Consider the following 23,726-nt stretch of genomic DNA (forward strand, 5'->3'; position numbering starts at 1 on the left):
AAGCCAGCTCCCACATTTGATCTCCATACACCCGGGAATCCGAGTCATACCCGGATCCCCCTGTGGGAGCGGGCTTGCTCGCGAAGGCGGTGTGTCAGTTGATGCATTTGATGGCTGATCCACCGCTTTCGCAGGCAAGCCAGCTCCCACATTTGATCTCCATACACCCGCCATACCCGAGCCATACCAGGATCCCCCTGTGGGAGCGGGCTTGCTCGCGAAGGTGGTGTGTCAGTTGATGCATTCGGTGGCTGATGCACCGCTTTCGCAGGCAAGCCAGCTCCCACATTTGATCTCCATACACCCGGGAATCCGAGTCATACCCGGATCCCCCTGTGGGAGCGGGCTTGCCCGCGAAAGTGGTGTGTCAGTTGATGCATTCGGTGGCTGATCCACCGCTTTCGCAGGCAAGCCAGCTCCCACACTTGATCTCCATACACCCGCATGCCCGAGCCATACCAAGGTCCCCCTGTGGGAGCGGGCTTGCCCGCGAAGGCGGTGTGTCAGTTGATGCATTCGGTGCCTGACCCACCGCTTTCGCAGGCAAGCCAGCTCCCACATTTGATCTCCATACCCCCGCATACCCGAGCCATACCAGGCCCCCCTGTGGGAGCGGGCTTGCCCGCGAAGGCGGTGTGTCGGTCAATGAATGCTTAACGGATACTCCGCATTCGCGAGCAATCCCGATCCCACACTTGGCTCGGCGCCAGCCCTCAGCTTCGGGCGAAGGCTACGGCCGCCTCAAACTGCTCCTGCGTAGGCCGCACGCCGGTGTAGAGCACAAACTGCTCCAACGCCTGAATGGCGATGACTTCCAAGCCCGTGATCACTTGCTTGCCTTGCGCCCGACCGCGCACGATCAGCGGCGTTTCGGCGGGGATCGCCACGACATCGAACAGCGTTTGCGCGGCATCCACCGCTTGCGCCGCGAACGCCAGCGCATCCGCCTCGGCCCCGCCGGTCATGCCGATCGGCGTCACGTTGATCAGCATCTGGGGGCGCAGGTCACCCAGGTCGGCTTGCCATTCGTACCCCAGGTTGCGGGCCAATGCCTGGCCGGCTGCAGCGTTGCGCGCGACGATCACGCCATTGGCATAACCGCCGTCGCGCAAGGCACTGGCAACGGCCTTGGCCATACCGCCGCTGCCGCGCAGGGCGAAGGTCGATGCTTTCGGCACCGCATGCTTTTTCAGCAGTTGTTCAATGGCGATGTAGTCAGTGTTGTAGGCCTTGAGATGGCCGTCGGTGTTGACGATGGTGTTCAGAGAGTCGATGGCTTGAACCGAATCGTCGAGTTCGTCCACCAAGGCAATGGCGGCTTCCTTGAATGGCATGGAAACCCCGCAACCACGTATGCCCAACGCGCGAATACCACCTATCGCGCCGGGCAAATCCTGGCTGCTGAAAGCTTTATAGTAGAAGTTCAGACCCAGCTGTTCGTACAGATGGTTATGGAATCGCAGGCCAAAATTCCCGGGACGCGCCGACAGTGACATGCACAGTTGGGTGTCCTTGTTGGGGTGCATCTGCATGGAAAACTCCTTTGAGTAAGCAAATCGGTACAGACCTTACACAACCTTTACCTAGCGGCCGTGCTGTTTTTCAGAAATACGTTGTCTTAAAAGTATCCCCGCGACATTACTTGAGTCTATTGATTGCAGACCACAAGCGCAGGGGCTAACCGAGGAATGACCATGATTCGTAAAATCCCCAAGATCGCCTTGCTTATCGGTGCACTCGCTATGGCCGGCCAAGCCTCCGCCCACGGTGGTGGATGGGGTGGCCCGGCTGTCTTGGGTGCGTTAGTCGGCGCAGCCGTCGTAGGCTCCGTGGTTGCCAGCCAGCCCCGCGAAGTCTATGTGCAGCAACCGGTATATGTGCAACCTCAGCCGGTGTACGCCGCCCCACCGCCCGTCTACTACGCACCGCCACCACCGGTGTATGTGCAACAGCAGGTCTACTACCGCCCGGCACCGGTCTACTACGGTCCACCGCGTGGTTACTACGGCCCTCCCCACGGCTATTACGGCCGCGGCTGGTAACGCCCAATCGTCCTGTCTGAAACAGGCCTCGCTTATACGCGGGGCCTTTTTTTTGCGTGCAACGTCCGAATTTATGCGGCCAAGGTCGCTCTGAGGACAATGACGCGGGTGAAATCGCACATGATTGAGGCCAATGTCTACTTGCTTGATGGGGCCTCGCGCTGTCATGTTTGTGTCACGACACACTCTCACTATCGATCCTGTCCACTCAATAACAACAAGGACGGCTGACCATGCCCACGCAAAACCCACATCGCACCGCTGGCCTGTGCACGTCCAGCAAGGTCTATAGCGCCCTCACCGAGCTCAAGCACCTGGAGGGCCATCGCAGCGCCAAGTTCCTCGCGCTGCTGGCTGAAAACCTGGTGCACAAGGGTCTGCTCAGTGAGCAGGAAGTGGTGAACATGCTCGATCAGGTAGTGGACTGACGCCTCACGTCAATGTCGACTATCGAGCCAGGTGATTTTTCCTACGGCTCCCGGCACCGTAAGGTGACCTCCATAGCGATTGGAGGTTCTAATGCCCACTGTTCAAATCATGTCCGTTATCGGCAGCGCCGTCCCCGCCCCTCTGCGGGAACTGGGGTTGCTCGCCTGCTGGTACCTGGTACGCGATGGCGAGGCCATCAGCGGCCCGCTCACCTCGTTGTCCGCCGCCGAACAGCAACTGCGACAGGCGTCGAGCTTCAGGCTCCACGCCTGAAACTCAAGGCAAGGGCAGCTTGACCCGCGGCTTGCTTTCGACAAACAGCGCCCAGGTCGACATGAACAGCGCCGCCACCAGCGGGCCGATCACAAAGCCGTTCAGGCCAAATACCGACAGGCCGCCAAGGGTCGAGATCAAGATCAGGTAGTCCGGCATCCGCGTGTCCTTGCCCACCAGGATCGGGCGCAGCACGTTGTCCACCAAGCCGATCACAAACACGCCAAACAAGCCCAGCACCACGCCCTGCCAGATCGAACCACTCAGCAGGAAGTACACGGCCACCGGCCCCCAGACAATCCCGGCACCGACTGCCGGCAGCAGTGACAGAAACGCCATCAGCACCGCCCATAGCAACGCGCTGGGAATGTCCAGGAACCAGAAGATCAGGCCACCCAGCGCGCCCTGGGTCACGGCCACCAACACGTTGCCCTTGACCGTCGCGCGCACCACCCGATTGAACTTGAGCTGCAGGCGGCGCTTCTGCGGTTCGGCCAACGGCACTGCCGTGCGCACCTTGCGCACCAGATCAGGGCCGTCGCGCAGCAGGAAAAACAGCAAGTACAGCATGATGAAAAAGCTCACCAGGAAATCAAACGTGCCCTGGCCAAAGCTGAATGCCTGGGACGCGAAGAACTGGCTGCCCTGCATCGCACTCTTGACGATCTTCTCCCGCAGCCCTTCAAGGTTGCCCATGCCGAAGCGATCGAGCAGGTGCTGGAAATACGGCGGCAAAAAGTTCTTGAACTGCTCGATATAGCCGGCCACGTCGAGCTTGCCGCTCTCGACGTTTTTGTACAGCGTGGCGCCCTCCTGCACCAGCAAGGCACTGGTGATGATCACCGGCAAAATCGCGATCACCAGGCACACCGCCAAGGTGGTCAGGGACGTCAGGTTGCGGTTCCAGCCGAAGCGCTGCTGCAGGCGGCGCTGCATCGGGGCGAAGATGATGCCGAGGATGATCGCCCAGAACACTGCGCCGTAGAACGGCAGCAATATCCAGATGAAGGCGATGGTCACCAGGACCAGCAGTAACAGCAGGGTTTTGAATTGCAGGTTGGATTGATTCATGTCCGGTCCATGTCAGAAAAGCAGAGGGCCTGTGTAGGCCCTGTTGCTTAGTCCACTGCGAAACCTGGGAGTGCCATCCTTTATCCCACCAGCATAGACCGCAATCTTCAATGACCCGCCGCCTCACGCAACAGCGCCTGGATCATGGCCTCCTGCGCGTCATACCGGCCCTCGCCGAAGTGGCTGTAGCGCACCTGGCCCTGGGCATCGATGAGGTAATGCGCGGGCCAGTACTGATTATCGAAATTGCGCCAGATCGCATAGTTATTGTCGATCGCGACCGGGTAGGTGATGCCCAGCTTGCGCACCTGCTCCCTGACATTCGTGATGATGTGCTCGTGGGCATATTCCGGGGTGTGCACGCCAATGACCACCAGGCCGTCCCGTGCATACCGCTGGGCCCAGGCCTTGACGTGCGGCAGCGCCCGGCGGCAGTTGACACAGTCGTAGGTCCAGAAATCCACCAGCACCACTTTGCCCTTGAGCATCTCGGGTGTCAGCGGCGGTGAGTTGAGCCATTCGACCGCCCCCGCCAGCGACGGCATGGCGCCCTGGGGCTCGTTGCTCTCATTGCCTGCCACCTGGCTGGAAATCAGCGCAAAAGCCAGCAGCAGGCCGGCAAACACGGCCGTTATAAGTCGCATGGGGATGACCTTGTGGAGACGGGGAGCGCCATTGAACGCCCCTGAGGTATCACGTCTGTGTCCACACCCAGCTGGCGATACACAGCGATACAAAATCGCCAAAGGACGACCTGGATCAATAAACCGCCGCCCCACCTGCACTACCCTCGCGCCCTTTTGCGACCCACGCCCATGCTCCCTGCGATTGCCTCCCCACTGCCAGCCCCTGAACTGCTCGCCCCCGCGGGCAGCCTGAAAAACATGCGCTACGCCTTCGCCTACGGCGCCGATGCGGTCTATGCCGGCCAGCCGCGCTACAGCCTGCGGGTGCGCAACAACGAGTTCGATCACCCCAACCTGGCCCTGGGTATCGAGGAAGCCCACGCGCTGGGCAAGCGCTTCTACGTGGTGGTGAATATCGCGCCGCACAACGCCAAGCTGAAGACCTTCCTCAAAGACCTCGCGCCCGTGATCGCGATGCGCCCGGATGCGCTGATCATGTCCGACCCGGGGCTGATCATGCTGGTGCGCCGCAACTACCCGTGGATGCCGATCCACCTGTCGGTGCAGGCGAACACGGTGAATTGGGCCAGCGTGGAGTTCTGGCAGCAGCAAGGTATCAGCCGGATCATTTTGTCGCGTGAGCTTTCCCTGGAGGAAATTGACGAAATCCGCCAGCAGGTGCCAGCCATGGAGCTGGAAGTGTTCGTCCACGGTGCCCTGTGCATGGCCTATTCCGGGCGCTGCCTGCTCTCGGGCTACATGAATAAACGCGACGCCAACCAGGGCACCTGCACCAATGCCTGCCGCTGGAAGTACCAGGCCACGCCGGCCGTGGAAAATACCACCGGCGATATCGTCCAGGCATTCGAACCGACGCTGGGGATCGGCACCCCGACCGACCAGGTCTTCCTGCTGCAGGAAGCCAATCGTCCGGATGAGCAGATGCCCGCTTTCGAAGACGAACACGGCACCTACATCATGAACGCCAAGGATTTGCGCGCGGTGCAGCATGTGGCGCGCCTGACCCGGATGGGCGTGCATTCGCTGAAGATCGAAGGCCGGACCAAATCCCACTTCTACTGCGCGCGCACCACCCAGGTGTATCGCCGCGCCATTGATGATGCGGTGGCCGGCCGTGAATTCGACCGCAGCCTGATGACCGACCTGGAGTCGCTGGCCCAGCGCGGCTACACCGAAGGTTTCCTGCGCCGCCATGTCCACGACGAATACCAGAACTACCAGAACGGCAGCTCAGTCTCGGAGCGCCAGCAGTTTGTCGGCGAGTTGACCGGCGAGCGGCGCGGCGAACTGGCCGAGGTCAAGGTCAAGAATCGCTTTGCCGTGGGCAACCACCTGGAATTGATGACGCCCACCGGCAACTTTCACTTTGACCTGGCCACCCTGCACAACGCCAAGGGGGAAGCCATCGAGGTAGCGCCGGGGGATGGGCACACGGTGTATGTGCCCCTGCCCGCTGACATGGACCTGCAGTTTGGCCTGCTGATGCGCGACCTCTAGCGGGTCGCCAGGCAAAACCGGCGGATCGCTTCGCACGCCTGGCGCAAGGAATCCTCATCCAGCGCATAGGCAATGCGCAGGTACGGTGCCAGGCCGAACGCACTGCCGTGCACCACCGCCACATTGGCTTCGTCGAGCAGCGCGTGCGCCACGTCTTCATCGGTGCGCAGCAGCGTGCCGGCAGGTGTGGTACGACCGAGCAGGCCGGCGCAGGACGCGAAGGCGTAGAACGCACCCGAGGGTTTCAAGCACTCCAAACCCGGTGTGGCATTCAGAAAAGCCACCACCCAGTCCCGACGCGCCTCGAACACCGCCCGCGACTGCTGGATAAAAGCCTGCGGGCCGTTCAATGCCGCGATGGCGGCCTGCTGGGAAATCGCACAGGCTCCCGAGGTCTGCTGGCCCTGGAGTTTTTCCATGGCCTCCAGCAACCAGCGCGGCCCGCTGGCGAAACCGATACGCCAGCCGGTCATGGCGTAGGCCTTGGACACGCCGTTCATGGTCAGCACGCGCGGTGCCAACCGAGGTTCCACTTGCGCCAGGGTGTGGAAGGTTTGCCCGTCGAACAGCAAGTGCTCGTAGATATCGTCCGCCAGCACCAGCACATGGGGATGCTGCAACACCACCTGCGCCAGGGCCTGCAGCTCCTCGCGGCTATACACCGCGCCGGTCGGATTGGACGGCGAATTGAGGATCAGCCAGCGCGTGCTGGGGGTGATCGCCTGGTCCAGCGCGGCGGGCGTCAACTTGAAAGCGTCTTCGGCACTGCACGCCACGATCTTCGCCGTGCCGCCGCACAACTCGACCATTTCCGGGTAACTGACCCAATACGGCGCGGGCACGATCACCTCGTCGCCTTCGTTCAGCGTGGCCGCCAGCGCGTTGTAGATCACATGCTTGCCGCCGTTGCTCACCAGGGTGTCCTGCCAGTTCACGTCCAGGCCATTTTCACGGCGGAATTTATCCGCCACGGCTTCACGCAAGGCGCGTACACCGGCGACCTGGGTGTAGCGCGTCTGGCCGTTGCGGATCGCGTCGATACCGGCCTGGCGAATGTGCTCCGGCGTGTCGAAATCCGGCTCACCGGCGCACAGCGAGATGATCTTCGCACCTTCGGCACGGCGGGCGGCCACGCGGTCGATGATGCGGTACGTGGCGGAAGGCTTGGCCTGGGCCAGGCGCTTGTTCAGAGTATTCACGCGTCCTTCCTCTGCAAGGTGTGATAGCCCAGGGATTCACGGGCCTGCCTGAGGGTCTTGCCGGCTTCGATCTGCGCCCGGATCTGCGACTCAACGGCCTCGATCTGGCGGGCGGTACGCGCGACTTCCTCGGCACGCGCCCGGGGCACCACCAGCACGCCATTGGCATCGGCCACCACGATGTCTCGCGAACACACGCGGGCGCCGCTGATAGCCACCGGCTGGTTCACCGCCAGGACTTGCACACGGTCCTTGCCGGTGCGCATGTAGCGGCCTCGGGTAAACAGCGGGTAACCATCGCCCAAGGCCTTGCTGACGTCGCGGCACACGCCATCGATCACCGTCGCCGCGATGCCACGGCTGCCGGCGTACTGGGTCATGATGTCGCCCCACACAGTGCAGTCAGTGCGACCGGCATTGGCGATCACCACCACATCCCCCGGCAACACGTCCTCGATAAAGTCGCCCACCGAACCCGGCGGCATGCTGGCCGGTACGTATTGCACGGTGAACGCCGGGCCCACCACGGTGTCGGGGTAATTATCCAGCGGTGCGATTCCCAGGCATTGGCCGGCGATGCCCAGTTTGTCCATGGCATCCGAGACGCCCGGGGTGTCGAGCCCTTCGAACAGGGCGACAAGCTGTTGATCGTTCATCGGGCAGGCTCCACGCGGATGGCTTCAAATTGGCGGTCATGCATCACGTCGGCGACCGACCGACCGCTGCGCACGGCATTGATCATCCCCGCCTCACGGGCGGCAATGCGCTCGCTCAACGCCAGCACCTGCTCGATCACCGCAGCCGGGATAAACACGCTGCCGCAGCGGTCGGCGATCACGTAGTCATCCTGCGCAACGTCCACGCCGCCGACGCAGATGGTCACGCCGGAATCGACCTGCACCACGCGATTGCGCGCGCTGATCATGGTCACCCCACGTCCGTAGACCGGGTAGCCGATGGACGCGCTGCCGTCGATATCGCGGCTGAAACCGTCGATCACCGAGCCGCGAATGCCCTTGGTCACGGCGGCATTGGCGATGATGTCACCCCAGCACGAGATGCCATCGAGGCCCCCGGCGATCACCAGCACGCGATCATCCGTGGTGATTGCGTCGATCACCGGCGAGATCAGGTGCACGCCGGGCGCGGCGTCGGTCTTGGGTGCCAGTTTGACCGTGCTGGCGCGGCCGACCACCTTGGGGCAGTCCCACAACGGGCGGATGCCCACCACGGCGCCTGGCAGTTGCAGGAAGTCGAGGGCGTCGGAGACGGTGTTGGTGTCGAGTTCAGCCAGGCGCTGAAGCGGGTCGGGAGGTGACATGAGATGAGCCCCTGTTGTGGTTGGGGCTCAAGTCTCACTGAGGCGCTGTGATGGGTATATTCGTATTAACGTTAGGCAGACATACGCCCAAGCTATGGTTGCTCAGATGCGGAACTGCCCCACCAGTTGCCCCAGGCGCTGGCCCAAATCCGCCAGGCTGCGCGAGGTCTGGGCGCCCCGCTGGGTTTCATCGGCCACGCTGTCGACTGCCACGGCAATCTGATGCACGCTGCGGTTGATCTCCTCGGCCACGGCGGTCTGTTCTTCGGCGGCGCTGGCGATCTGCGCGTTCATCGAATTGATGGTGCCGATCAACTGGGCCATGGTGTCCAGCGACGCCCCGGCTTCATTGGCCTGGGCCGAGGTGCCGTCGCCCGCATCGCTGGAGCGGCGCATGGCGTCGACGGCAGCCACGGTGCCTTTTTGCAGGCGGTCGATCATGCCTTGGATTTCCTGGGTGCTGGTCTGGGTACGACTGGCGAGTGCACGCACTTCGTCGGCGACCACCGCAAACCCGCGCCCGGCCTCGCCTGCCCGCGCGGCTTCAATCGCTGCGTTGAGCGCCAGCAGGTTGGTCTGTTCGGCGATCGAGCGGATCACGCCGAGCACGCTGACGATCGACAACACGTCCTGCTGCAGGCTGTCGAGGGATACGCCGCTGCTGCGGATGTCGCTCACCAGCGCATGGATCTGCGCAATGCTGCCATCCACCACGCGCTTGGCGGCCTGGCCTTCGACATCGGTCTGCTGCGCGGCCACCGAGGCACCCTGGGCACTGCGCGCGACTTCCTGGGCGGCGGACGACATCTGATTGATCGCGGTGGCGACCTGGTCGGTCTCGTGACGCTGGCGCTCCATGGCCTGTTCCGAGCGTTGGGCCTGGTCGGAGACCTGGCTGACCAGGCCGGTGAGTTGGCTGGTCATCTCGGTGATCTGGCGCACCAGGCCGTGGATCTTGTCGACAAAGCGGTTGAATGCGCCGGCCAGGTCGCCCAGTTCATCCTGGCTGGTGATGGCCAGGCGACGGGTCAGGTCGCCCTCACCGGCGGCGATGTCGTCGAGGTTGGCTTTCATCAAGTGCAGCGGGCGCAGGATAGCGTTGGCCAGCAACATGCCGACGGCAGCGATCACCAGCAGCACCACCACGGCCACGCCGAGGATGCTCAGCAATACGCCTTCCATGCGCGTTTTCACCTTGGCCTCGACCACCGCCACCTGGGCCTCGATGCCGTCCAGGTTCACCGAAGTACCGATGACCATGTCCCACTTCGGCAGGTATTCGGTGTAGCCGAGCTTGGGCACCAGTTCGGTCTGGCCGGGCTGGGTCGAGCTGTATTGCAGATAGTGCGTGCCGTCCTTGCCGACCTTGACCAGGTCGCGGTTGACGTAGACACCGTTGGGGTCGCGGTTGTCCTTGAAGCTCTTGCCCACGCCGTCGGGGCTGTTGCCCTTGAACAGGCGAATGGTCTCGGAGTCGTAGCCGAAGAAGTAGCCGTCCTTGCCGTAGCTGGTGTTGGACAGCAGCTTGACCACCTGGGCCCGCGCGGCCGTGTCGCCGGGAGCCGCCGCGTCGTAGAGCGGCTTGATGGTGGTCATGGCCACTTCGACGTAGCTCTGCAGGGTTGCCTTGGCGTCGTTGAGCAGGCGCTGGCGGGTTTCATCCACTTCGTTGCGTGCCTGGCCTTGCAGGATCCACACGGTGGTCAGGCTGATCACCACGGCAAACAGCAACACCGGCACAACGGCGAGGGACAGGACTTTGGCCTTCAAACTCAGACGCATGGATTTTCTCTCTTATTAGTGGCGACTTGAGAGGTTATCGGCCATGCGCCTGGGATCTGTAGGAGCCGGCGCCTACGGAACGGCGGTGTGTCAGAGGGTCATCGCGGCCAGCCAGCCGAACGCCAGCAGCGGGATGTTGTAGTGCAGGAACGTCGGCACCACGGTGTCCCAGATATGGTGGTGCTGGCCGTCGATGTTCAGGCCGGAGGTCGGGCCGAGGGTTGAATCCGAGGCAGGCGAACCGGCATCGCCCAGGGCCCCGGCGGTGCCGACGATGCACACGATGGCCAGCGGGCTGAAGCCCAGTTGCACACACAGTGGCACGAAAATCGCGGCCAGGATCGGCACCGTGGAAAACGACGAGCCGATGCCCATGGTCACCAGCAGCCCCACCAGCAACATCAACAACGCGCCAACGCCACGGCTATGGCCGATGAACGCCGCCGAGGCTTCCACCAGCGAACGCACGTCACCGGTGGCCTTGAGCACTTCGGCAAACCCCGACGAGGCGATCATGATGAAGCCGATCATGGCCATCATCTTCATGCCTTCGGTGAACAGGTCGTCGGTGTCGCGCCAGCGCACGATGCCTGACACCGAGAAAATCAGGAACCCGGCCAGGGCGCCGATGATCATCGAGTCCAGCCACAGCTGGATGATGAACGCCGCGGCAATCGCCAGGCCAGCCACCAGCAGGGTCAGCGGGTTGTACTGCACCGCGACCTGCTCGACCCGCTCGATCTTCTCCAGGTCATACACCCGCTTCTTGCGGTAGCTGACAAACACCGCCACCAGCAGGCCAACGACCATGCCCAGCGCGGGCAAGCCCATGGCGTGGGTGACGTTGACCTGGCTGATGTCCACGCCGCTCTTGGCCACATTGGCCAGCAGGATCTGGTTGAGGAAAATATTGCCGAAGCCCACCGGCAGGAACATATACGGGGTGATCAGGCCGAAAGTCATCACGCAGGCGATCAGGCGGCGGTCCAGTTGCAGCTTGGTCAACACGTAGAGCAGCGGCGGCACCAGCAGCGGGATAAACGCGATGTGGATCGGCAGAATATTCTGCGAGGCAATCGCCACCACCCACAGCAGGCCGATCAACAGCCATTTGACGTGACTGCCGCCGGTGGCTTCCTGGCGGTCGACCAGCAGCAGGGCCTTGTCTGCCAAGGCGTGGGCCAGGCCGGATTTGGCAATCGCCACCGCGAAAGCGCCGAGCAAGGCGTAGGACAACGCCACAGTCGCGCCGCCGCCCAAGCCGCCATTAAAGGCCTTGAGCGTGGCCTCGATACCCAGGCCACCGGTAAGCCCGCCAACCAGGGCGCCGACAATGATGGCGATGACCACATGCACGCGGGACAAGCTGAGCACCAGCATGGTGCCGACCGCGGCGATGACTGCGTTAATCATGGTTACCTCAAGCAGAAACATAAAAAACAGGCATGCCCGCGCCCGGGCGGCCAAGGGGTGGCTGCCAGCGTGCAGGCTTGAAGGAGGTCTTATTAGAGGGCGCGCACTTTGCAGCAGGCAGGGCTGCATGTCAAAAAACGACGCCGGTTTAAGGTTTAAATTGAACGTTTGAATAAAGAAAGTTCCACGGCGGCCGATACAAAGGCTCTCTGTGTTTTCAGGTTAAGGATGCTCCTCGATGTCCCTCAGACAGCTGTCCATTCAATGGAAAATCACCCTGCTCGCCGGCCTTTGCCTGTTGGGGATCGTGACCCTGCTGGTGGGTCTGTCGCTGTATCGCATGGCGCAGAGCTCCGAGCAGGTCAAAGCCTCCAGCATGCAAATGCTTGATGAGGCCGCCCAGGCGCGCATCGAGGCTCAGGGTGAAGTGCAGGCGCTGGGCATCCGCCAGCAATTCATGGACGCCTATCAATACGGCCATGGTTTTTCCCGTCAGGTACTGTTTTTGCGCGAACAGGCCGAAAAGCGCTTCCTCGACGCCTTCGACACCCGCGAAGACCTGACCCGCCAGGTCAAGGCCGCGCTGCAGGCCAACCCGGACCTGCTCGGCCTGTCACTGGTGTTCGAAGCCAATGCGCTGGACGGCAAGGACGAGCTGTTCGCCAACCAGGCTGAACTGGGCAGCAACGACAAGGGCCGCTTTGCCCTGTATTGGTCGCAACCGACGCCCGGCAAGCTGACCTCAATGCCGCTGCCGGAAAGCGACATGTCCGACACCTCCGTCGGCCCCAGCGGTGAAAAGGCCAACGCCTGGTTCACCTGCCCGCGCACCACCCTCAAGCCGTGCGTGATCGAGCCCTACTTCTATGTGATCGACGGGCAGAACGTGCTGATGACCAGCATCGTGTTCCCCTTGATGGTCAACGGCAAAGTCATCGCCTCGTTGTCGGTGGACATCAACCTCAATAGCCTGCAGGCCATCAGCCAACGCGCCAGCCAGAAGCTCTACGACGGCCAGACCCAAGTCAGCATCCTCAGCCCGACCGGCCTGCTCGCCGGCTACAGCGCGGACGCCAGCAAACTCAGCCAGCGCCTGGACCAGGTCGACAGCGCCAGCGGTGCGCAACTGATCAGCGCCCTGGCCAGCAGCACGCAGATCCGCAGCTTGCGTACCGACCACCAACTCAAGGTGCTGGCACCGTTCGCGCCGATTCCCGATGGCAAGCCGTGGGGTGTGTTGCTGGATGTGCCGGAAAAAGTCCTGGTCGGCCCTGCCGAAGCGCTGAAAGCCCAGATGGACGCCGACAACACCCGGGGCACCTTGCTGGAACTGAGCCTGGGACTGCTCGCCGCCGTGCTCGGCCTGATCCTGGTGTGGCTGATGGCCCGCAGCGTGACCCGCCCGATCCTCGGCGTGGCGCACATGCTCGAAGACATCGCCAGTGGCGAAGGCGACCTGACCCGGCGCCTGGCCTACGACAAGAAAGATGAACTGGGCCAACTGGCGGGCTGGTTCAACCGCTTTCTCGACAAGCTGCAGCCGATCATCGCCGAGGTCAAACGCTCGGTGCAGGATGCACGTGGCACGGCCGACCAGTCCGCCGCAATCGCCACCGAAACCAGCGCCGGCATGGAACAGCAATACCGCCAGGTCGACCAGGTGGCCACTGCCTCCCATGAGATGAGCGCCACCGCCCAGGACGTCGCCCGCAGCGCTGCCCAGGCGGCCCAGGCCGCACGCGATGCCGACCAGGCGACCCGCGAAGGCCTGACGGTGATCGACCGCACCACCACCAATATCGGGCACCTGGCGGCAGACATGAGCACCGCCATGACCCAGGTCGAAGGCCTGGCCGCCAACAGCGAGAAAATCGGCTCGGTGCTGGAAGTGATTCGCGGTATTGCCGAGCAGACCAACCTGCTGGCGCTCAACGCCGCCATCGAAGCCGCCCGCGCCGGTGAGGCCGGCCGCGGGTTTGCCGTGGTCGCCGATGAAGTGCGCAACCTCGCACGCCGCACCCAGGAATCGGTGGAAGAAACCCGCCTGGTCATCGAGCAATTGCAGAGCGGCACCACCGATGTGGTCGGCGCCATGGGCAACAGCTATCGCCAGGCCCAGGGCAGCGTCGAACAAGTCGGCGAAGCCGTCACCGCCCTGCGCCAGATTGGCGAGGCGGTCACGGTGATCAGCGACATGAACCTGCAGATCGCCAGCGCCGCCGAAGAGCAAAGCGCGGTGGCCGAGGAGATCAACAGCAACGTGGCGACGATCCGCGATGTGACCGAGTCGCTGTCCGAGCAGGCCAATGAATCCGCGCGCGTCAGCCAGGCACTGAACAGCCTGGCGAACCAGCAGCAGGGGTTGATGGATCAATTCCGGGTCTGAAGGTTGAAGTAGATCCGCTGTGGGGTATGTCTCGGGGTCTCGGGTGTATGAAGATCAAAGGTAGGAGCTGGCTTGCCTGCGAACGCGGTGGGTCAGCCACCGAATCCATCCACTGACACACCGCCTTCGCGAGCAAGCCCGCTCCCACAGGGGGATCCGGGTATGGCTTGGGGTCCCGTGTGTACGCAGATAAAATGTGGGAGCTGGCTTGCCTGCGAAAGCGGTGGATCAGCCACCGAATACATCCACTGACACACCGCCTTCGCGGGCAAGCCCGCCCACACAGGGGATTCGGGTATGCCTCAGCCCTGGCGTCTGGGCAGTTCGATCAGCGCCTTGAGCCCGCCAAGCTCAGACTCCTGCAGTTGCAACACCCCACCCCACACCTCGACGATATCGCGCACGATCCCCAGCCCCAGGCCATGGCCGTCAATCTGCTCATCCAGGCGCGCGCCACGGCTGAACACCTGGTCACGCTGGGTTTCCGGAATGCCGGGGCCGTCATCCTCGACCGCCAGCAGGTAACCCTGCGGAGTCTCACTGATGCTCAGCCGCACTTCGGCATCCGCCCATTTACAGGCGTTGTCCAGCAAATTGCCGAGCAGTTCGAGCAGGTCCTCACGGTCCCAGGGCAAATGCAGGCCTGGGGCCACCTGGTAGCTGAGGTCCAGGTGCTCGCCGTGGATCATGTTGAGGGTGGCGAGCAGGCCGGGCAGTTCTTTTTCACAGTCGAACAACGCACCGGGCAGGGTTTCACCGGCCAGGCGCGCGCGATTGAGTTCACGATTCAGACGTTGCTGCACCTGCTCCAACTGGTCACGCAGCAGCTTGCCCAGTTCGGGATGATCCTTGAGCGCCTCGCTTGAAGCGGCACTCAACAGCACCGCCAACGGGGTTTTCAGGGCGTGCCCAAGGTTGCCAAGGGCGTTGCGCGAACGCTTGAGGCTGTCTTCGGTATGCGCCAGCAGGTGGTTGATCTGTGCCACCAGGGGCTCCAGCTCCAGCGGCACCTGGGTGTCGAGCTGCGAGCGCTGGCCCTGCTGCAATTGCGCGATCTGGTTGCGCGCGGTTTCCAGCGGGCGCAAGGCGCGGCGTACGGTGACGCGTTGCAGGATCAACACCAGCAGCAGCGCCGCCAGCCCGAGTACCAGGCCGATCTGACGCATCAGGCGAAAGCTTTCGCGCACCGGTGTGTAGTCCTGGGCCACGCTGATGGAAATCGGCTGGCCAAAGCGTTTGTAGTCCGAACGCAGCACCAGCAGTTGCTGGCCTTCCGGCCCCAGTTGCAGATTGCCCTTGAGACCGGCCTCGGGCAGTTGGGGCAGTTCCTGATCCCACAACGAGCGCGAACGCCAGTGGACATCGGCAAAGTCGATCCGAAAGTAATGCCCGGAAAACGGCCGTTGGTAAGCCGGCGACAGGCGCTGTTCATCCAGCTGCACGCCGTTGGGCCCACGCACCAGCGCCACCAGCAGGTTCTCGGCGTCGTTGCGCAGGCCCGCTTCCAGGTAGCGCTGCAAGCCGGCTTCGAACAACCACAGGCTGGTCTGCGCCAGCACTACGCCGACGATCACCATCACGCTGATCAAGCCCAGGCTCAGGCGTCGCTGGATCGACTTCATGCAGGGCTGGCGCCAAATCGATAACCCTGGCCACGCCGGGTTTCAATCACGCTGCGCCCCAACTTGCGGCGCAGGTGGTTGACGTGCACTTCCAGCACGTTGGAGTCGCGCTCGGTTTCGCCGTCATACAAGTGCTCGGCGAGGTGGCTTTTCGAGAGGATCTGTTCGGGGTGCAGCATGAAGTAGCGCAACAAGCGGAATTCGGCGGCGGTCAGCTGGATCTCGTCGCCATCGCGCAGCACGCATTGACGGCCTTCATCCAGATGCAGGCCGGCGGCTTGCAAGGTCGGTTGGTTGGCCTGCCCATGGGAACGGCGCAACAGTGCCTGGATGCGCAGGTGCAACTCTTCGGGGTGAAAAGGTTTGCTCAGGTAATCGTCGGCGCCAGCCTTGAGCCCTTCGATACGCTCGGCCCAGGAATCACGGGCGGTGAGAATCAACACCGGGGTAGCCAGCGCGGCGGCACGCCATTGCGCCAGTACTTCAAGCCCGGGCAGCCCCGGCAGGCCGAGGTCGAGGATGATCAAGTCATAGGGTTCGCTACGGCCCTGATAGGCGGCGTCGCGGCCATCGGCCAGCCAGTCGACGGCATAGCCCTGGCGCTGCAGGCCGGCGAGCAGTTCATCGGCCAGGGGTACGTTGTCTTCCACCAGGAGCAGGCGCATCAGTCTTCCTCGTCTTTGATCAGCACACCGGTACTTGCGTCCAGCTTGATCTCGCGTACCACCCCTTCGGTGGTCACCAGTTCGACTTCATAGGCATATTTGCCATGCTTTTTCTCCAGCTCAGCCTCCAGCAGCCGCGAGCCGGGGTAGCGCGCCATGGCCTGCTGCAACAGTTGCTCCAGCGGCAGGATCACGCCCTGCTGGCGCAGCGCCAGGGCTTCATCCTGATTGAGGTCGCGGGCCGCCAGGCTCGAGCAGAAAACCATGAGCACCAGTGCCACTCGACTGCCGGCGGGTAAATTTACCTTCATTACGTATCCTGATGATTCTTGAGAACCTGCCCGGTGAGCGCGTCCAATTCAATATCCCATTCAATGCCGTCGGCATCTTTGAGTTCGACCTCGTAGACATACTTGCCGTAGGCCTCGTCCAGATCGGTGTCCAGCAGCGTCGAGCCGGGGTGCAGGGCCAGCGCCGTGGCGTCGAGTTGATCGAAAGCGACAATTGTAACAGTGGCGGGCACGGTCAGTGATTTGTCCGGGTCCACGGCTCCGGCCCGGCTCGCCGTGATGGCGATGATAACGGCGGCGGCCAGAGCTGTGAGGCGCTTCATGAGGAGTCTCCGTTACACGATGTTTTTCCTACGCCGGTAACGGTACCTGCTGCAACTTAACTGAAACTGAATTGCCACCATGGCAATTTCGCCGGACTGCGTTTTTCCCACATCGGCTGAGATTTCCTATAATGCCCTGCTTGCTTCAACAGAGACCGGTATGACAGCCATCCACATCAAATTCCCCGCCCTGACGCTCAAGGCCGGCACCCGCGCCTTTGCGCGCATTCGTGAACGGGGCCTGGCGCCTGCGGATGTGGGCATTCTCCCCGGTGCGGCCGGCGGGCCCAAGGCGCTCGGAATCCAGGGCCTGGACCTGGCGCTGTTCGGCGACTGGCTGCCACGCGCGCCTCGCGAGCGCGCGCTGATCGGTGCGTCGATTGGCTCCTGGCGGTTTGCCAGTGCCTGCCTGCCCGACCCGGTGCAAGGCCTGCTGGACCTTGGCCGCCTCTATAACGAACAGCGCTTTGCCAAGGGCGTGACCATGGCCGAGGTCAGCCGCAGTTGCCAGCGCATGCTCGACGACCTGCTGGCCGGCCGCGACGCGCGGGTGCTGGACAACCCCGACTATCGCCTGAACATCATGGTGGTCAAGAGCCATGGCCTGCTCGCCGATGACCATCGCGGACGGCTGGGCCTGGGCCTGTCGTCGGTGATTGCCGACAATCTGCGCGGGCGGGCGCGGCTGGCGCGGCACTTCGAGCGGCTGATCATCCACGACCCACGCCAGGCGCCGCCGGTGCATGCGCTGAAGGATTTCCCGTCGCGCTTCGTCAACCTGGAACTCGGCAACCTGCGCCAGGCGCTGCTGGCGTCGGGCTCCATCCCCATGGTCATGCAAGGCGTGCGCGACCTGCCCGGCGCGGGTGCCGGCACTTTCCGCGACGGCGGCCTGCTGGACTACCACCTCGACCTGCCCTACCACGGCAACGACATTGTGCTGTACCCGCACTTCACCGACCGGGTCATCCCCGGCTGGTTCGACAAGGGCCTGCCGTGGCGGCGCAGCAATCAACAAGGCTTGCAGGATGTGTTGCTGCTGGCGCCGTCCCGGGATTACCTGGCACGCCTGCCCCACGGCAAACTGCCGGACCGCAGCGACTTCAAGCGTTTCATGGGCGACGACCCGAGCCGCAACAAATACTGGCAAACCGCAATGAGCGAGAGCCGGCGGCTCGGCGATGAGTTTCTGCGCTTGGCCGATAACGGCGAGCTGGGCGAACACCTGCAGCCACTTTGACCCAGCGGTATGCGCGGCGGCGAATCAAACTGTTAAACTCGCCGCCTGCCAGATACTGACCGAGCTGAAAATACTGTGGAAATCTTCAAAGAGTTTACCTTCGAGTCCGCCCACCGCCTGCCCCACGTACCCGAAGGCCACAAATGCGGGCGCCTGCACGGGCATTCGTTCAAGGTGGCGATCCACCTGAGTGGCGACCTGGATCCGCATACCGGCTGGATTCGCGACTTCTCGGAGATCAAGGCGATTTTCAAGCCGCTCTACGAACGCCTCGACCACAACTACCTCAACGACATCCCCGGCCTGGAAAACCCGACCAGCGAAGTGCTGGCCAAGTGGATCTGGAATGAGCTCAAACCCCTGCTGCCGGAACTCAGTGCGATCCGCATCCATGAAACCTGCACCAGCGGCTGCATCTATCGCGGCGAGTAAGCCGGCGAGATGAAAAAACCACCCTGGCGGTGGTTTTTTTATGCCCTGCTCCCTTACAGTCTTGGCTCCAGCCGACCAGGAGCACGCCGCAATGCTGCGCCCCGCCACGCCCCATGATGTTGCCGCCATTGAAGCCATCGTCGAGGCGGCCTATTCACCGTACATCGAGCGTATCGGCCGCAAACCCGGGCCGATGCTTGAAGACTACGGCCGGCGAGTCGAGGTCGGTGGTGTGCATGTACTGGACAACGACGGGCAGATCCAGGGTTTTATCATCCTGCAAGACACCGACAGCGCCCTGCTGCTGGATAACCTGGCGGTCGCCCCGCAGGCACAGGGCCTTGGTCTTGGCCGCGTATTGATGGACTTCGCCGAACGCCAGGCCATCGACGCGGGTTACAGCGCCATACGCCTCTACACCAATGAAGCCATGACCGAGAACCTTGCGCTGTACACCCGCCGGGGTTACGTGGAAACCCACCGGGCCGAGGAACAGGGCCTGCGCCGGGTGTACATGGCCAAGCCCCTTTAGGAGACAGGCATGGAAAACACCTGGCTGGCCCAAGCCAAACGCCTGCACGCGCTGGCCTCCACGGGCCTGCATTTTTGCACCGATGATTTCGAACGCGAGCGCCTGGAGGAAATCGCCGAGATTGCCCACAGCATGCTGGCGCAACTCGGTAACGTGCCGCTGGAGCGCATCACCGGATTGGTCTCGGATTTTGCCCAGCGCTATTCCACGCCAATGATCGACGTGCGCGGCGCGGTCATCGAGGGCGACCGGATTCTGCTGGTGCGCGAACTGACCGATGGCTGCTGGGCGCTGCCGGGCGGTTATGCCGATATCGGCTTGTCGGCAGCGGAAAACATCATCAAGGAAATCCGCGAGGAAGCCGGCTTGAGCGTTACCGCGCGGGCACTGTACAGCGTCACCCACAAGGCCAAGGGTTTGTATCGGCCGGATGTGCGCGACTTCTACAAGCTGTATTTCCTGTGTGAACGGGTGGACCAAGCGGCGCCAATGGCCGGGTTCGAGACCACCGACGTGGGCTTTTTCGCCCTGGATGATCTGCCGCCGCTGTCCCGGGGGCGCACCATCGAGAGTGATCTGGCGGCGGCATTTGCCTTTCATCGCGGCGAAACCACCCACACGCTGTTCGACTGATCCAATTTGTATCACGGCTGCACCGCTTTCGTGCCTGACTGGGCACAGCGAACACCCTCACTCGCGTTTCCTGCCTGTTTGGCTATAAATACTGTGCATGCTGCACAGTGCAGACCGTGCGCCTGTCACTGGGAGTGATTTGGCACGCGCGGTGCAATACGCCTGCGTCACTCATTCAGGGAGTACCGACATGACGCAGCAAGAACCGGGCAACGACTACCCCTTAAGCGAAGTTCCCATGCATGCGCGCAAAGGCCTGGCGTCTACCGCCATGGTGCTGCTGGGCTTCACCTTTTTTACCGCGACCATGTTCGCCGGCGGCAAGCTGGGGGTCGCGTTCAGCTTCACCGATATGCTCGGCGTGGTGGCGCTGGGTAACCTGCTGCTGGGTATTTACGCCGCAGGCCTGGGTTACATCGCGTTCAAGAGCGGCTTGAACTCCGTGTTGATGGGGCGCTTCTGCTTTGGCGAAGTGGGCAGCAAACTCAGCGACTTGATCCTCGGTTTCACTCAGATTGGCTGGTATGCCTGGGGCACCGCCACCGCCTCCGTGGTGCTTGGCAAGTATTTCGAACTGAGCCAGGGCAGTGTGCTGGCATTGATGGTGCTGTTCGGCCTGGTGTTTTGCGCCACCGCCTACGTGGGTTATCGCGGGTTGGAGATTCTTTCCTACATCGCGGTACCGGCCATGGGCATCCTGCTGTTTCTGTCGATGTGGGTGGCCACGGTGAAAGTCGGCGGGTTGGACGGACTGCTGGCGGTGGTGCCGACCGCTGAGCTGGACCTGTCCACCGCGATCACGTTGGTATTCGGCACTTTTGTCAGCGGCGCGACGCAGGCGACCAATTGGACGCGGTTCTCGCGCTCGGCCCGGGTCGCGGTGCTGGCCAGCCTGATCGGCTTCTTCGTCGGCAATGGCTTGATGGTGCTGATCGGCGCCTATGGCGCGATCGTCTACCAACAGCCCGACGTGGTGGAAGTGTTGCTGCTGCAAGGCTTCGCCATGGCAGCAATGGCCATGCTGTTGCTGAATATCTGGAGCACCCAGGACAACACCATCTACAACTTCGCCGTGGCCGGCTGCAATCTGTTGCGCACCAAACGCCGCAAGACCGTGACCCTGGCGGGAGCAGTGATCGGCACCCTGCTGGCGCTGCTGGGCATGTACGACATGCTGGTGCCCTACCTGATTCTGCTGGGCACCGTGATTCCACCGATCGGCGGGGTCATCATGGCGGACTTCTTCTACCGCTGGCGCGGCCACTACCCGCGCCTGGCAGATGCACGCCTGCCGGCTTTCAACTGGCCGGGGCTGGCCGCGTATGCGGTGGGCACCGTGCTGGCGTTCAATTCGCCGTGGGTCGCGCCGTTGGTGGGCATCGTGGCCGCATCGCTGACTTACATGCTGCTGACCTCCGTGCTGCGCGCTCGCGCACCGCTGGCTGACGCCCCGGCATGAGCCTGACGATTGCCGATGTACTGGCCTTGCCGGGTCTTGCGTCCATGCGTCTGCGCGCCGCAGAGGCAGGCCTGGACAACGTCGTACGCTGGCCGTATGTGGCGGAAAACAGCGGAATCGCCGAGTGGGTGCTGGGCGGTGAGCTGGTGTTCGTCACCGGTATCAATCACCCTCGGGATGAAGCCAACCTGCTGCAACTGCTGGATGAAGCCTGTCAGCGGCAGGTGGCCGGCTTGGTGATCCTGACGGGGCCGGCGTATATCCAGGCGATACCCCAGCGCTTACTCGACGCCGCCGAGGCCGCCGGTATGCCGCTGATCGAGCAGCCCTACTCGCTGAAGATGGTGCTGGTCACCCAGGCGATCGGTTCGGCGTTGATTCAATCCGAACAATTGGGCCGCTCGCGCCACGATGTACTCGAGCGTTTGCTGACCGGCGATTACCAATCCCTGGATCTATTGCTGCACCGCGCCGTGCAATTGGGCATGTCGCTGGCCGGCCACTGGCAGGTGGCCCAACTGCAGCTCGAAGGCAGCGAGTTGCTGTTTGCCCAGGACGACGCGGCGCAGGTGGAGGCCCAGTTGGCCCGGCAGCACGACGCCATCAGTCGACGCTTGCGCCAACTGTCGCCGGTGTTACCGGTACTCGGCCGCGCCGGACAATGGACGCTGCTGCTGCCGGCCGCGGATGCCGTCGCCGCCTTGGCCAATCGCCAGCAACTGGTCAATTGGCTGAACCCGCTGAACCTGCGCCTGGCGCCGCTGAAAGTGTTTATCGGCTTGAGCGCTGCCGCGCACCCACCTGCTCGCCTGGCCCAGGCTCACGATGAGGCGCGCCAGGCGTTGACGGCCGCACGCCGGTTCAGCGAACGCGCCGGGCTCTGCGTGTATGACGAACTGGGGGTGCTCAAGCTGCTCAGCGGTGTGCGTGATCGCGCGCTGCTCGACCAGTTCCTGAATGAACGCCTGGGCCCGCTGCTGCGCCACGACCTGCACCATGGCCCCAGCCTGATGCCGACCCTGGAGGCCTGGTTTCACGAGAATGGTAACCTTGTGGCCGCGGCCCAGCGCCTCGCCGTGCACCGCAATACCCTGACACACCGCGTCCAGCGAATCGAAGCCCTGTGTGGCCTGACGCTGGAGAATGCTTACGACCGCCTGGACATCGGTATTGCCCTGATGATCTGGTGGCTGTCTGCCTGATTGTTGTTATCCAAGAGGAACTTGCCCATGCACATCATCAACGCCCGCCTGCGCAACCGTGAAGGCCTGCATGATCTGCACCTGGAACACGGCCGGATCGCCAGTATCACCGCACAAACCAGCGTGCCCGCAGTGGGCGTCGACGACCTCGACGCCGGCGGCAACCTGGTGATCCCGCCCTTTGTCGAACCGCACATTCACCTCGATGCCACCCTGACCGCTGGCGAGCCGCGCTGGAACATGAGCGGCACCCTGTTCGAGGGCATCGAATGCTGGGGTGAGCGCAAAGCCACCATCACCCAGGAAGACACCAAGACTCGCGCCAAAAAGACCATTCAGACCCTGGCCGCCCACGGTATCCAGCACGTGCGCACGCACGTCGACGTCACCGACCCGGATCTCACCGCGCTCAAGGCCATGCTCGAAGTGCGCGAAGAAAGCACGCACCTGATCGACCTGCAGATCGTCGCCTTTCCCCAGGAAGGCATCGAGTCGTTTCGCAATGGCCGCGAGCTGATGGAAGAAGCCATTCGCCTCGGCGCCGACGTGATCGGCGGCATCCCGCACTTTGAATACACCCGCGACCAGGGTGTGAGCTCGGTGAAGTTCCTGATGGACCTGGCCGAACGCACCGGTTGCCTGGTGGATGTGCACTGCGACGAAACCGACGACCCGCACTCGCGCTTTCTCGAGGTGCTGGCCGAAGAAGCCCGCAGCCGCGACATGGGCGCCCGCGTCACCGCCAGTCACACCACGGCCATGGGCTCCTACGACAACGCCTACTGCGCCAAACTTTTCCGCCTGCTGGGGCACTCGGGCATCAGCTTCGTCTCCTGCCCCACCGAGAGCATCCATCTGCAAGGCCGCTTCGACACTTTCCCGAAACGCCGTGGCGTGACCCGGGTCAACGAGCTGCTGGAAGCTGGCATGAACGTGTGTTTCGGCCAGGACTCCATCGTCGATCCGTGGTACCCGCTGGGCAACGGCAATATCCTGCGCGTGCTGGAAGCCGGGCTGCATATCTGCCATATGCTCGGCTACCGCAACCTGCAGAGCGCACTCGACCTGGTGACCGACAACAGCGCCAAGGCCATGGCCCTGGGTGACCGTTACGGCCTGGAAGCGGGGCGCCCGGCCAACCTGCTGATTCTCTCGGCCAACAGCGACTACGAAGTCATTCGCAGCCAGGGCCTGCCGCTGTACTCGATTCGCAATGGCCAAGTGTTGATGAAACGTCAGCCGGCCCAGGTGGAGTTTATGTAAAGGCC

23 protein-coding genes and 2 pseudogenes are annotated in these 23,726 nt (G+C 62.9%); 13 read left to right on the plus strand and 12 right to left on the minus strand.

Going from position 1 to position 23,726, the window contains the following annotated elements:
* Window positions 1–713: 713 nt before the first annotated feature.
* Entirely contained in the window at window positions 714–1,532 is an 819-nt protein-coding gene (locus AC07OJ_RS27730; RefSeq protein WP_065907125.1) for a shikimate 5-dehydrogenase, read from the minus strand.
* Between the two features lie 156 nt (window positions 1,533–1,688).
* Here AC07OJ_RS27730 and AC07OJ_RS27735 point away from each other — a divergent pair, with 156 nt between their 5' ends.
* The 3 genes from AC07OJ_RS27735 (at window position 1,689) to AC07OJ_RS27745 (ending at window position 2,744) form a co-directional block, all read left to right on the plus strand.
* Complete coding sequence (locus AC07OJ_RS27735) at window positions 1,689–2,042, plus strand: hypothetical protein (protein WP_065907126.1); 354 nt, start codon at window positions 1,689–1,691, stop codon at window positions 2,040–2,042.
* Between the two features lie 233 nt (window positions 2,043–2,275).
* Window positions 2,276–2,470, plus strand: a complete 195-nt coding sequence (locus AC07OJ_RS27740) for a hypothetical protein (RefSeq protein ID WP_065907127.1) — start codon at window positions 2,276–2,278, stop codon at window positions 2,468–2,470.
* A 91-nt stretch (window positions 2,471–2,561) separates the two neighbouring features.
* On the plus strand, window positions 2,562–2,744 hold the full coding sequence (locus AC07OJ_RS27745) for a hypothetical protein (RefSeq protein WP_065907128.1): 183 nt from the start codon (window positions 2,562–2,564) through the stop codon (window positions 2,742–2,744).
* A gap of 3 nt (window positions 2,745–2,747) precedes the next feature.
* On the opposite strand, the gene AC07OJ_RS27750 is transcribed toward AC07OJ_RS27745, so the two are convergent.
* Entirely contained in the window at window positions 2,748–3,815 is a 1,068-nt protein-coding gene (locus tag AC07OJ_RS27750) for an AI-2E family transporter (RefSeq protein ID WP_065907130.1), read from the minus strand.
* Between the two features lie 107 nt (window positions 3,816–3,922).
* Window positions 3,923–4,369: pseudogene (locus AC07OJ_RS27755) on the minus strand (thioredoxin family protein); the annotation flags it as partial.
* Between the two features lie 261 nt (window positions 4,370–4,630).
* Between AC07OJ_RS27755 and trhP the strand changes: the two are divergent.
* Complete coding sequence (gene trhP / locus AC07OJ_RS27760; protein WP_495095596.1) at window positions 4,631–5,959, plus strand: prephenate-dependent tRNA uridine(34) hydroxylase TrhP; 1,329 nt, start codon at window positions 4,631–4,633, stop codon at window positions 5,957–5,959.
* Here the strand turns inward: trhP and AC07OJ_RS27765 are convergent.
* From AC07OJ_RS27765 to AC07OJ_RS27785, 5 genes are all read right to left on the minus strand, one after another.
* Window positions 5,956–7,158: a pyridoxal phosphate-dependent aminotransferase gene (locus AC07OJ_RS27765; RefSeq protein WP_495095597.1), complete on the minus strand. Its 1,203-nt coding sequence runs from the start codon at window positions 7,156–7,158 to the stop codon at window positions 5,956–5,958. The genes trhP and AC07OJ_RS27765 overlap by 4 nt on opposite strands.
* Complete coding sequence (locus AC07OJ_RS27770; protein ID WP_495095598.1) at window positions 7,155–7,814, minus strand: RraA family protein; 660 nt, start codon at window positions 7,812–7,814, stop codon at window positions 7,155–7,157. The genes AC07OJ_RS27765 and AC07OJ_RS27770 overlap by 4 nt, the downstream gene beginning before the upstream one ends.
* Window positions 7,811–8,479 (minus strand): RraA family protein, encoded by a 669-nt coding sequence (locus tag AC07OJ_RS27775; protein WP_495095599.1) that lies wholly within the window; start codon window positions 8,477–8,479, stop codon window positions 7,811–7,813. Before AC07OJ_RS27775 ends, AC07OJ_RS27770 begins: the two co-directional genes overlap by 4 nt.
* Window positions 8,480–8,581: 102 nt before the next feature.
* Window positions 8,582–10,261: a methyl-accepting chemotaxis protein CtpM gene (gene ctpM, locus AC07OJ_RS27780; protein WP_495095600.1), complete on the minus strand. Its 1,680-nt coding sequence runs from the start codon at window positions 10,259–10,261 to the stop codon at window positions 8,582–8,584.
* Window positions 10,262–10,351: 90 nt separating this feature from the next.
* Window positions 10,352–11,671: a Na+/H+ antiporter family protein gene (locus AC07OJ_RS27785; RefSeq protein ID WP_162946149.1), complete on the minus strand. Its 1,320-nt coding sequence runs from the start codon at window positions 11,669–11,671 to the stop codon at window positions 10,352–10,354.
* Between the two features lie 1,384 nt (window positions 11,672–13,055).
* Here AC07OJ_RS27785 and AC07OJ_RS27790 point away from each other — a divergent pair.
* Window positions 13,056–13,202, plus strand: a pseudogene (locus tag AC07OJ_RS27790) (HAMP domain-containing protein); the annotation flags it as partial.
* A 102-nt stretch (window positions 13,203–13,304) separates the two neighbouring features.
* Entirely contained in the window at window positions 13,305–14,060 is a 756-nt protein-coding gene (locus AC07OJ_RS27795) for a methyl-accepting chemotaxis protein (RefSeq protein WP_371920707.1), read from the plus strand.
* Between the two features lie 302 nt (window positions 14,061–14,362).
* On the opposite strand, the gene AC07OJ_RS27800 is transcribed toward AC07OJ_RS27795, so the two are convergent.
* Genes AC07OJ_RS27800 through AC07OJ_RS27815 form a run of 4 tightly spaced genes read right to left on the minus strand, consistent with a single transcriptional unit; the run spans window position 14,363 to window position 16,960 of the window.
* Window positions 14,363–15,682 (minus strand): sensor histidine kinase, encoded by a 1,320-nt coding sequence (locus AC07OJ_RS27800; RefSeq protein WP_120448074.1) that lies wholly within the window; start codon window positions 15,680–15,682, stop codon window positions 14,363–14,365.
* Complete coding sequence (locus tag AC07OJ_RS27805) at window positions 15,679–16,347, minus strand: response regulator transcription factor (RefSeq protein WP_027603141.1); 669 nt, start codon at window positions 16,345–16,347, stop codon at window positions 15,679–15,681. The genes AC07OJ_RS27800 and AC07OJ_RS27805 overlap by 4 nt, the downstream gene beginning before the upstream one ends.
* A complete protein-coding gene (locus AC07OJ_RS27810; protein ID WP_065907150.1) occupies window positions 16,347–16,658 on the minus strand; it encodes a PepSY domain-containing protein in 312 nt (103 codons plus the stop codon). The genes AC07OJ_RS27805 and AC07OJ_RS27810 overlap by 1 nt, the downstream gene beginning before the upstream one ends.
* The gene (locus tag AC07OJ_RS27815; protein WP_262135147.1) at window positions 16,658–16,960 is read right to left on the minus strand and encodes a PepSY domain-containing protein; all 303 of its coding nucleotides are present in this window, start codon (window positions 16,958–16,960) and stop codon (window positions 16,658–16,660) included. The genes AC07OJ_RS27810 and AC07OJ_RS27815 overlap by 1 nt, the downstream gene beginning before the upstream one ends.
* Before the next feature lie 160 nt (window positions 16,961–17,120).
* Here AC07OJ_RS27815 and AC07OJ_RS27820 point away from each other — a divergent pair, with 160 nt between their 5' ends.
* The 7 genes from AC07OJ_RS27820 to codA all read left to right on the plus strand — a co-directional run bounded on the left by AC07OJ_RS27820 (window position 17,121) and on the right by codA (window position 23,721).
* The gene (locus AC07OJ_RS27820) at window positions 17,121–18,200 is read left to right on the plus strand and encodes a patatin-like phospholipase domain-containing protein (RefSeq protein WP_495095601.1); all 1,080 of its coding nucleotides are present in this window, start codon (window positions 17,121–17,123) and stop codon (window positions 18,198–18,200) included.
* 75 nt (window positions 18,201–18,275) lie between these two features.
* Complete coding sequence (gene queD, locus AC07OJ_RS27825; RefSeq protein WP_003190259.1) at window positions 18,276–18,632, plus strand: 6-carboxytetrahydropterin synthase QueD; 357 nt, start codon at window positions 18,276–18,278, stop codon at window positions 18,630–18,632.
* A gap of 91 nt (window positions 18,633–18,723) precedes the next feature.
* Entirely contained in the window at window positions 18,724–19,164 is a 441-nt protein-coding gene (locus AC07OJ_RS27830; RefSeq protein ID WP_106804586.1) for a GNAT family N-acetyltransferase, read from the plus strand.
* A 9-nt stretch (window positions 19,165–19,173) separates the two neighbouring features.
* A complete protein-coding gene (locus AC07OJ_RS27835; protein ID WP_495095602.1) occupies window positions 19,174–19,797 on the plus strand; it encodes an NUDIX hydrolase in 624 nt (207 codons plus the stop codon).
* A gap of 190 nt (window positions 19,798–19,987) precedes the next feature.
* Window positions 19,988–21,256 (plus strand): cytosine permease, encoded by a 1,269-nt coding sequence (codB, locus tag AC07OJ_RS27840; protein WP_495095603.1) that lies wholly within the window; start codon window positions 19,988–19,990, stop codon window positions 21,254–21,256.
* Window positions 21,253–22,458: a PucR family transcriptional regulator gene (locus AC07OJ_RS27845; RefSeq protein ID WP_495095604.1), complete on the plus strand. Its 1,206-nt coding sequence runs from the start codon at window positions 21,253–21,255 to the stop codon at window positions 22,456–22,458. Before codB ends, AC07OJ_RS27845 begins: the two co-directional genes overlap by 4 nt.
* Before the next feature lie 27 nt (window positions 22,459–22,485).
* A complete protein-coding gene (codA, locus tag AC07OJ_RS27850) occupies window positions 22,486–23,721 on the plus strand; it encodes a cytosine deaminase (RefSeq protein WP_495095605.1) in 1,236 nt (411 codons plus the stop codon).
* The last annotated feature ends 5 nt before the right edge of the window (window positions 23,722–23,726 follow it).

This window comes from Pseudomonas sp. GW821-FHT09C08, from assembly GCF_059418125.1.

What these genes read in the sequence shown, in the direction of transcription:
- AC07OJ_RS27730 (WP_065907125.1), bottom strand. Translation starts at nt 1,532, where the DNA reads ATGCAGATGCACCCCAACAAGGACACCCAACTGTGCATGTCACTGTCG.
- AC07OJ_RS27735 (WP_065907126.1), top strand. Translation starts at nt 1,689, where the DNA reads ATGACCATGATTCGTAAAATCCCCAAGATCGCCTTGCTTATCGGTGCA.
- AC07OJ_RS27740 (WP_065907127.1), top strand. Translation starts at nt 2,276, where the DNA reads ATGCCCACGCAAAACCCACATCGCACCGCTGGCCTGTGCACGTCCAGC.
- AC07OJ_RS27745 (WP_065907128.1), top strand. Translation starts at nt 2,562, where the DNA reads ATGCCCACTGTTCAAATCATGTCCGTTATCGGCAGCGCCGTCCCCGCC.
- AC07OJ_RS27750 (WP_065907130.1), bottom strand. Translation starts at nt 3,815, where the DNA reads ATGAATCAATCCAACCTGCAATTCAAAACCCTGCTGTTACTGCTGGTC.
- trhP (WP_495095596.1), top strand. Translation starts at nt 4,631, where the DNA reads ATGCTCCCTGCGATTGCCTCCCCACTGCCAGCCCCTGAACTGCTCGCC.
- AC07OJ_RS27770 (WP_495095598.1), bottom strand. Translation starts at nt 7,814, where the DNA reads ATGAACGATCAACAGCTTGTCGCCCTGTTCGAAGGGCTCGACACCCCG.
- AC07OJ_RS27775 (WP_495095599.1), bottom strand. Translation starts at nt 8,479, where the DNA reads ATGTCACCTCCCGACCCGCTTCAGCGCCTGGCTGAACTCGACACCAAC.
- ctpM (WP_495095600.1), bottom strand. Translation starts at nt 10,261, where the DNA reads ATGCGTCTGAGTTTGAAGGCCAAAGTCCTGTCCCTCGCCGTTGTGCCG.
- AC07OJ_RS27795 (WP_371920707.1), top strand. Translation starts at nt 13,305, where the DNA reads ATGGAACAGCAATACCGCCAGGTCGACCAGGTGGCCACTGCCTCCCAT.
- AC07OJ_RS27800 (WP_120448074.1), bottom strand. Translation starts at nt 15,682, where the DNA reads ATGAAGTCGATCCAGCGACGCCTGAGCCTGGGCTTGATCAGCGTGATG.
- AC07OJ_RS27805 (WP_027603141.1), bottom strand. Translation starts at nt 16,347, where the DNA reads ATGCGCCTGCTCCTGGTGGAAGACAACGTACCCCTGGCCGATGAACTG.
- AC07OJ_RS27810 (WP_065907150.1), bottom strand. Translation starts at nt 16,658, where the DNA reads ATGAAGGTAAATTTACCCGCCGGCAGTCGAGTGGCACTGGTGCTCATG.
- AC07OJ_RS27815 (WP_262135147.1), bottom strand. Translation starts at nt 16,960, where the DNA reads ATGAAGCGCCTCACAGCTCTGGCCGCCGCCGTTATCATCGCCATCACG.
- AC07OJ_RS27820 (WP_495095601.1), top strand. Translation starts at nt 17,121, where the DNA reads ATGACAGCCATCCACATCAAATTCCCCGCCCTGACGCTCAAGGCCGGC.
- AC07OJ_RS27830 (WP_106804586.1), top strand. Translation starts at nt 18,724, where the DNA reads ATGCTGCGCCCCGCCACGCCCCATGATGTTGCCGCCATTGAAGCCATC.
- AC07OJ_RS27835 (WP_495095602.1), top strand. Translation starts at nt 19,174, where the DNA reads ATGGAAAACACCTGGCTGGCCCAAGCCAAACGCCTGCACGCGCTGGCC.
- codB (WP_495095603.1), top strand. Translation starts at nt 19,988, where the DNA reads ATGACGCAGCAAGAACCGGGCAACGACTACCCCTTAAGCGAAGTTCCC.
- AC07OJ_RS27845 (WP_495095604.1), top strand. Translation starts at nt 21,253, where the DNA reads ATGAGCCTGACGATTGCCGATGTACTGGCCTTGCCGGGTCTTGCGTCC.
- codA (WP_495095605.1), top strand. Translation starts at nt 22,486, where the DNA reads ATGCACATCATCAACGCCCGCCTGCGCAACCGTGAAGGCCTGCATGAT.